This window comes from Aeromonas sp. PrichA-15, from assembly GCF_017939245.1.
Lineage (GTDB): Bacteria > Pseudomonadota > Gammaproteobacteria > Enterobacterales > Aeromonadaceae > Aeromonas > Aeromonas caviae.
On the sequence record NZ_JAGKRH010000032.1, the window covers coordinates 37,308 to 45,293 of the forward strand.

6 protein-coding genes, 1 rRNA gene and 1 pseudogene are annotated in these 7,986 nt (G+C 59.4%); 4 read left to right on the plus strand and 4 right to left on the minus strand.

Annotated features, from left to right (window positions below):
* The first annotated feature begins 5 nt into the window (after positions 1 to 5).
* The 3 genes and pseudogenes from J9889_RS06440 to J9889_RS24015 form a co-directional block, all read left to right on the plus strand.
* Positions 6 to 1,169, plus strand: coding sequence for a heme biosynthesis HemY N-terminal domain-containing protein (locus tag J9889_RS06440; RefSeq protein ID WP_128273497.1), 1,164 nt, complete (start codon positions 6 to 8; stop codon positions 1,167 to 1,169).
* Positions 1,170 to 1,227: 58 nt separating this feature from the next.
* A complete protein-coding gene (locus tag J9889_RS24475; protein ID WP_010672691.1) occupies positions 1,228 to 1,362 on the plus strand; it encodes a hypothetical protein in 135 nt (44 codons plus the stop codon).
* Positions 1,344 to 1,738: pseudogene (locus J9889_RS24015) on the plus strand (DDE-type integrase/transposase/recombinase); the annotation flags it as partial. The gene J9889_RS24475 and the pseudogene J9889_RS24015, both read left to right, overlap by 19 nt.
* 74 nt (positions 1,739 to 1,812) lie before the next feature.
* Here the strand turns inward: J9889_RS24015 and pmbA are convergent.
* A complete protein-coding gene (pmbA, locus tag J9889_RS06445; RefSeq protein ID WP_109112262.1) occupies positions 1,813 to 3,156 on the minus strand; it encodes a metalloprotease PmbA in 1,344 nt (447 codons plus the stop codon).
* Between the two features lie 114 nt (positions 3,157 to 3,270).
* On the opposite strand from pmbA, the gene yjgA reads away from it, so the two are divergent.
* Positions 3,271 to 3,795, plus strand: coding sequence for a ribosome biogenesis factor YjgA (yjgA, locus tag J9889_RS06450; protein WP_010672689.1), 525 nt, complete (start codon positions 3,271 to 3,273; stop codon positions 3,793 to 3,795).
* Between the two features lie 86 nt (positions 3,796 to 3,881).
* On the opposite strand, the gene J9889_RS06455 is transcribed toward yjgA, so the two are convergent.
* The 3 genes from J9889_RS06455 to rrf form a co-directional block, all read right to left on the minus strand.
* Entirely contained in the window at positions 3,882 to 6,965 is a 3,084-nt protein-coding gene (locus J9889_RS06455; RefSeq protein WP_210556144.1) for a transglycosylase domain-containing protein, read from the minus strand.
* Positions 6,966 to 7,178: 213 nt separating this feature from the next.
* Entirely contained in the window at positions 7,179 to 7,496 is a 318-nt protein-coding gene (tmaR, locus tag J9889_RS06460) for a PTS system regulator TmaR (RefSeq protein WP_010672687.1), read from the minus strand.
* Between the two features lie 373 nt (positions 7,497 to 7,869).
* Positions 7,870 to 7,984 (minus strand): 5S ribosomal RNA (gene rrf / locus J9889_RS06465).
* Positions 7,985 to 7,986: the final 2 nt, after the last annotated feature.

Consider the following 7,986-nt stretch of genomic DNA (forward strand, 5'->3'; position numbering starts at 1 on the left):
AGACCATGATTCGTCTGATCGTCATAGTCGCCGTGATGGTGGCGGGCCTCATCTTCGGGCCCGAAGCCTCCGGCAACAAGGGCTATGTGCTCATCTCGCTGGGCAACTACACGGTGGAATCCTCGGTCACCAGCGCGGTGATCCTGGCGGTGCTGTTCTACGGCGCCCTGCTCATCGTGGAATGGGTGCTGGCCCGCCTGTTCGGCCTGCGTCGCAAGACCCAGGGCTGGTTCGGTTCCCGCCGCCGCCGCAAGGCCAACCTGCAAACCGTCAATGCCACCCTGGCCATGGCAGAGGGGCACTACAACCAGGCCGAGAAGCTCCTCATCAAGGGCGCAGACAACAGCGACACCCCGCTGCTCAACTACCTGAGCGCCGCCCGGGTGGCCCAGGCCCGGGGCGATGACGTGCGCCGGGATCACTACCTGCAGAAAGCTCAGGAAGAGAACCCCAAGGCAGAGCTGGCACTGACCCTGATCCAGACCCAGTTGCAGATTGAGCAGGGCCAGTACGACAGCGCCCTCGGTCGCCTCGAGTCCATCTATGCCCTCAACCCGCGCCACCCCATGGTGCTGGATCAGCTGCGTCAGGTGTATCTGGCCCGTGAAGACTGGGCGGCCCTCATCGATCTCGCCCCTGCCCTGCGCAAGGTGGGCAAGCTGACCGCCCAGCAGGAAGAGGCCCTGCTGCACCAGGCGTGGTGCGGTCGTCTGGAGGCCGCCAGCGGCTCCCTCGACACCCTGCGCACGGTCTGGCAGGGTCTGCCCCGCAAACAGCGCCAGGATCCCGTGCTGCTGGCCAGTTACGGGGATCGCCTGCGCCGATTGGGGGCCGATGCCGAAGCCGCCGATCTCTGGCTGGAGGCTCTACGCAAGGATCCCTCCCCCGAGCTGTTCGCCCGCCTGCCCAAGCTCAAACTGGACGACTACCAGCCCATGCTGACCCTGCTCAGAAAGATCCAGGATCAGCCTGGCGCCGAAGCCGCGCTGGCCCGGGTCTGCCTGCTGGCCGGCCAACTGGACGACGCCCAGCGCCTGCTGGAGCAGGAAGTGGCGAAGGCGCCGGATGCCGCCCTCTACCACGCCCTCGGCCAGGTGATGGACAAGCGCCGCCTGACCAACAAGGCCAACGAGTACTACCGCCAGGCATTGCAGCTGGCCGACGTCTGATCGGCGCATCTGCCTGAATATGGTTTGCATCTTCTCCTCCGAATAGATGGAGATCTCGATGGGACAGGGCGTAAACGAACACAACACAATTACTCTGATTTTTAAACTGGCCCTGGTCGAGCAGATTGAAGAAGGCAAGCTCACCTATAAACAGACGCAGACGCGTTATGACACTCAGGGCCGCTCTACCTGAGCTAGGTGACGGACACCTGCTCACGCAAAATAGTGGCAACTAAGAGATGAATGCCGAGTCGATGGTGATCGAGAAAACACTGAAGCAACAACGTGACCACGGAAAGCTTATTCATCATTCGGACCACCAGGTGCAGTATTGTTCGGGGTTGTATCAGTCATTGCATGAACAACACGGGGTCAAATGCTTGATGACAGATACTCATAACTGTCACCAAAATGCACTGAGATCTTGAAAAGAGAGTCACTGCTGCAAAGCCTGCAGAGGCTGGCGCAGGCGGGGAAAAGTGCGAAAGGCAGTGGATACTTATAACCTGGAGCAACCGCATCAGGCATTGAAATACAGAACCCCTGATGTGACGCATCGGGGGTTCTGAGTGCTAAAAGCTAGCTGAAAATGTGTAGACCTATCTCAGGACTAGACACCATAGTCCAGATCGGACGGAGGGGATCAGTGCCCCGCCAGTTTCATCTGCTCGACCAGTACGGAGCCGGTCTTGAGGCTGGAACGCTCATCCTCATCACTACCCACCGCCACGATATGGCTGAACATGTCGGCCAGATTGCCAGCAATGGTGATCTCCTCCACCGGATAGAGGATCTCGCCATTTTCAACCCAGAAACCGGCTGCGCCGCGGGAGTAATCACCATTGACGATGTTGACCCCCTGCCCCATCAGCTCGGTCACCAGCAGGCCGGTACCCATCTCCTTGAGCATGCCCTGGAAGTCCTGGCCGGTATTGGAAACCTGCCAGTTATGGATACCCCCGGCATGGCCCGTGGTGGTCAGGCCCAGTTTGCGGGCGGAGTAGGAGGTGAGCAGCCAGCTCATCAGCTCGCCGTTGCGGATGATGTCCATGTCGCGGGTGCGAACCCCTTCCCCGTCGAACGGGGTGCTGGCATGTCCTCCCGGCAAGTGGGGGAACTCCTGGATGGTGAGCCACTCGGGCAGGATCTGCTTGCCCAGTTTGTCCAGCAGGAAGCTCGACTTGCGATAGAGGTTGCCCCCGCTGATGGCCATCACCAGATGGCCCCACAGACCGGCAGCGGTATCGGGGTGGAACAGCACAGGGGCATGGCGGGTGCTGATCTTGCGAGCCCCCAGGCGGGAAACAGTGCGCTCCACCGCCTCGTCAGCGATGCGCTGGGGGCTCCACAGCCCGTCCAGGGAGCGGCTGGAGGAGTAGCCGTAGTCGCGCTGCATGTCGCCATCCTGCTCGCCGATCAGTACGCAGCTCAGGGAGTTGCGCGATGCAGCATAGCCTTTGACGAAGCCGTGGCTGTTGCCATAAACCTTGACGCCCAGGTGGCTGGAGAAACTGGCTCCGTCAGAGTGCTTGATGCGGGCATCCCGTCCCAGGGCCAGCCGCTCGCACTCGATGGCCAGCGCGATGCCACGCTGGGGATCCAGCTCGATTTGGTGGCACAGTTGCAGGTCCGGGGCATCCCAGGCCAGCAGATCCGCATCCGCAAGACCGGCGCAGTCATCGGGAGAGGTGTGGCGGGCGATCTCCATGGCCGCTTCCACGGCGGCGCGAATGGCCGGCTTGGTCAGATCCGTGGTGGAGGAGGACCCCTTGCAACCATCGCGATAGACGGCGATGCCGAGTGCGCCATCCTTGTTGAACTCGATGCTTTCCAGCTCGCAGCCCCGGGTGTTCACCGAGAGGCCGGTCTGTTTGCTGATGGAGACTTCGGCAAGCCCGGCGCCCAGCCCTTTCGCTATCTCAAGGGCCTCGGCGACCACGGCCTCGAGATGGGATTGATCCTGGCGGATTTGATCTTGCTGGTCCATAACTCACATCTGTATGAAGGGAAGGAAAGGGGCTAAGCATATCAGACCCCTGCGCCCAGCGGGAGAAGCTGGTAACATATCCGCCAAACGTGAATGACAGGAATACAGAGACCGATGAGTCAATATCAAGACGACAACGAGTGGGAAGACTGGGGCCCCAGCAAGAGCCAGCTCAAGCGTGATGCCGAGGCCTTGCAGAAGATGGGGGAAGAGATCGTCTCCCTAAGTCACAGCGAGCTGGAGAAGATCCCCCTGGATGAAGAGCTCGCCGAAGCGGTCGAGCTGGGTCGCAAGCTCAAGCCGAAGAAGGATGAGTCCTTCCGTCGCCATCTCCAGTTCATCGGCCGTCTGATGCGTAGCCGCGATGTGGCCCCCATTGAAGAGGCCCTCTCCATCATCAAGATGCGTCACTCCACCGTGAACGCCCGCCTGCACCGCCTCGAACAGTGGCGCGAGCGGCTGATCACCGAAGGCGACAGCGCCCTTAACGAGCTGATGTCCCAGTTCCACGAGCTGGATCGCCAGAAGCTGCGTCAGCTGATCCGCACCGCCAACAAGGAACGGGAGCTGAACAAGCCGCCGGTAGCCTATCGCGAGATGTACCAGTACCTGCGCGGTGAAATTGAAGATCTGTTGTAAGTGATGACTCACGTCCGCCTCAGGGCGGCGTGCAGTACACAATCAAACGGGGCCGCAATGGCCCCGTTTTTTCATACGCTATCCGCTCAGCTGCCCGCCACGCACTGGGTGTGAGTAGCGGGTTGCAGATAGGGGACCAGCAGGGGGGCCATCCCCTTGAGCACCTGTACAGGCAGCGCCGACGTGAAGCGGAACTTGTCGGACTGGCTGCCGGGTACATAGGCCGTCAGCGTGCCGAAGTGATCATCCCCGATGTAGAAGACGAAAGTCGCAGTCCGGTTGCGAGCCAGTGAACTGGTCACATTGCCGTAGCGACCCACCGTCTCGATCCGGTTGTCCCCGGTCCCCGTCTTGCCCCCCAGGGCCAGGACAGTACCATCCTGCAAGGCGAAGGCCCCGGCGATGCGCCGCGCCGTCCCCCCTTCCACCACCTTGGAGAGTGCATTGCGCAAGGCGTTGGCCACCTCGGCAGGTATCACCCGTGCCCCCTGGGTGTTCGCCGGCTCAAAGACGGTGGCGAAGGGGGTCCCCTTGGCAAAGGAGAGGTGCTCGATGCGCAGGGTCGGCGCACGAATGCCGCCGTTCTGGATGATCCCCATCAGCTCGGCCAACGCAGCAGGACGATCGCCCGAGCTGCCCAGTGCGGTCGCCAGGGACGGAACCAGGTGATCGAACGGGTAGCCCAGGCGAGCCCAGCGCTGATGGATGTCGAGGAAGGCCTCAACCTCCAGCATGGTGCGGATCCGGCTATCCCGGGCACTGCGATGACGGGTCTTGAACAGCCAGCTGTAGACCTCCTGACGCTCGTCACGGCTGGCGGTTACCGCATCGGTAAAGGTGGCCTTGTCAAACTCCTTGAGATAGGCAAGCAACCACAGCTCAAGTGGATGCACCCGTGCGATATAACCTTGATCCGGCAGAGAATATTTGCCAGGGCCGTAATTGGTATAGAGCTGCTCGATGCGCTTCTCGGTCAATTTCTCCCGCGGCAGGCGCTTGGCCAGGAAAGCGGCAAAGTCGGCCTGGGAGGCTTCCGGCATCAGATAGCGATGCACGGCGGCGAGACGCACCGCGCTGGGTTTGAGACCATCGAGGAAGGTATCGAGCTGCTCTTCTGCACTCTTGCCACGATATTTGCGCCAGAACCTCAGCAGGTAGGTCTGGCCCTCCTTGTCAGCAAACTTGGCCAGGTACTCGGTACGGCGAGGATCCCTGTCATCTTTCAACAACTGGGCACGATTTCCCTCCTTGTAGAGGCTGTAGCGGACGATGTCCCGCATCAAGCGCACGAAGGGCAGGTTGATGGATTCCCGCAGCGCATCGCGAATGGGCGGGATGCGACCGTTGTCTTCCTTGCGGAAGTTGTTGAAGGTGTGCATGCCACCGCCGGTAAAGAAGCCTTCATAGGGACTTGCGGAATACTTGCGGTCCAGTGCGGCCTCCAGCATCACCGGCAGGCTTCTGTCCTTGGCACTCATCAGATAGGCGATGGCCCAGCGGCTGATGTTGTCCTGATCGGACACTTCGATCTTTCGCAGGCTCTCCACCGGCATATTGCCGTAGCTGTCATGCAACTCGGTGACAATCTCGAGATAGGTGGTCAGCACCCGCAACTTGGCGGTGGATCCCAGTTCAAGCTTGCTGCCCTCGTTGATATCGAACGGCTGGTCCGTGTTGTCGGTCTGCACCCTCACCTTGACCCCTTCCGGCGTCTTCTCGAACAGGGTAAAGCTGTACTTCACATCACCCGTCTTCTCCGGCGAGAGCAGGCGCTCACCGAACAGGCCCACCTGGGCTGCGAATGCAGGGTCTGCCAGTTGCTGCAGATACCGTGACACCTCGTTCTGCAGCGGCATATTGAGGGTGGTGTTGGCCATCAGATCCATGCGATCCAGGTCATAAAGCTGCACCCCGAGCTGACGACTGAGACGAGTGCGAGCCACCTGCAGCCCCTTGTTGTTGTTGACTCGAGTGATGGCAGGTGCCTGCAGGAAATCGCGGAAGACCAGCTTGGCCTTGAGAGCCGACTCCATCAGGGGGGGGGTGATCATTCCCTCCTGCACGAAGAGTCGCAGATAGCTGTCTGTCAGGGTAGACAGTGCCTCTCTCCCCTGCGCCAGGTAATAGGAAGGACGGCGGTGGGCGATCATCAGAGAGACAACCTGGCGCAAGGCAAGACCCTGCTCGGCCAGGGTAGAATCCTGGTTGCGAGCGGGATCCAGCAGTCGATTCACCTCATCGACATTGGCGCCAAACCAGACCCAGAGGCCATCACCGAGACCGTGCACCTCGCCATAACCGGGCGCCGCAGAGAGCGGGACCGAGTTGAGGTAGGCCCAGGCAACCAGCTTGCGGGCCTCCAGGGTCTCGGGCCCCAGCCGATAGGCACGAACGCTGGCCGAGACCATCTGGCGGATCTTCTCGGTCGGCGAAACGGTCAGTCCATCGGGAGAATGACGATACTTTTCCACCTGGGTCGCCAGGGTGCTGCCGCCAGCAGATTGATCCTGCATATCCAGCGCCTTGCCCACCTGAGACAGCGCCGCCTTGGCAAAGCGCGGCCAGTCTACGGCCGGGTTGGCCAGCGGTTCCTTGTTGCTCAGGAGGTCACGGTTCTCGATAAACAGCAGAGACTGGATGACCAAGGGCGGTATGGCATTGAAATCCGGATAGTAATGAGTCGGATACTTGTACTGGTAGAAAGGCTCAGCACGGCAGTCATAGAGTGTCAATCCTGCCTGGACCTTCTCGGTATAAGGCACGAAGAAACCGTGGCTGGCGTAGTTGTAGAGCGCATCGGAAAAACGGACCTGCTCGCTCACCTGGTAGCCACGCTGAACGAGACGTTCCTGGATCATGGGCATCAGCACATAACCGAGTCGCTTGTCGAACGGGCCGTCGTCGGGGAAGGCTATCTGCTTGCTGGGGCCGGGTTCGAGCTGATAGGTCAGGGTGGCCGCATAGCGGGAGATCTCCTGTGACTGCAGTCGGGAGGTCTTCATTTCATAACCCACCAGGGCGATCACGGCAGCCAGGCAAAGCAAGAAGATAAAACAGAACAACCAGCGCCACCAAGGTCGGCGTTTACGCTGTTGTTGTCCGTCCGCGTTAGGTACGGATGAATCCTGAGATGCCACTTTATTTGAATCCGTCTGTTTTGATGCGCCCATATCAGCCCCACCATGGTTGCGCAATTTATTGTCTTTCAATCAAGCTTAGTCGTTTCAAGTCAAGGGCTTGAAATCTATTGACCGCTTTGCAGCGATGTTAACAGGGCGATTGTGAAAATGGGAGCCGATTGTTGCAACGCGGCAAGAGATCCGAGCTGCGGCATGAAAATGAAACACCGGCCAGAGGCCGGTGTTGACGAGAGCGGGGCGGGATTATTTGCTGGTGCTCATGCTCTTCAGCTTGGTACTCAGCTCCTTGCGCTCCTTGGAAAGCTCGGCATTTTTGATGATATGGTCATCTACGCGCTCTTCATAATCGGTCCGCATGTTGGCGATGATGGCCTGAACCTCGTCAATGCTCATACCGGGCTTGATATAGTCACTCAGGTTGTCGAGCAACAGTACCCGCTTCTGGTTGTCACGGATCTTTTTCTCGTTGTCCGCGATTTCACGCTTGAGCTTGTTCTGACGACGGGACATACGCACATATTCCAGCACATCGTTGAAGGTTGACTTGTTTACTTGTTCCATATCGGTACCACTGAGTGAAGGTGAATGAAAACAGGCGGAGAGTCCCATACCAGAAAAAGAAACCGAGACCATGGCACGGGCAAACCCGGAATGCCCCTTACTCTACCGAGTTATGATTCAGATACAACCCCAATCGCAGCGCGGGCGGTGGGTTTAGACAGAACGGCTCCGACTGGGTTATTACGCTAAAAATGATGAGAACGGAGAGAGCCAATATGTGGGTTCAATGCGGCCAGAGCAGGCGCAACTTTTTCCGGTACAGGCAACAAGTGAACGACGAACAGCACCATAGTGCCCGCTTGCACTCCAGTGAGTGCTTAATTTCAGGCAATAAAAAACCCCGATCGAGTGAGCGGGGTTTCTTGTATTGGGTGCCTGGCAGTGTCCTACTCTCGCATGGCGAATGCCACACTACCATCGGCGCTACAGCGTTTCACTTCTGAGTTCGGCATGGGGTCAGGTGGTTCCACTGCGCTATTGCCGCCAGGCA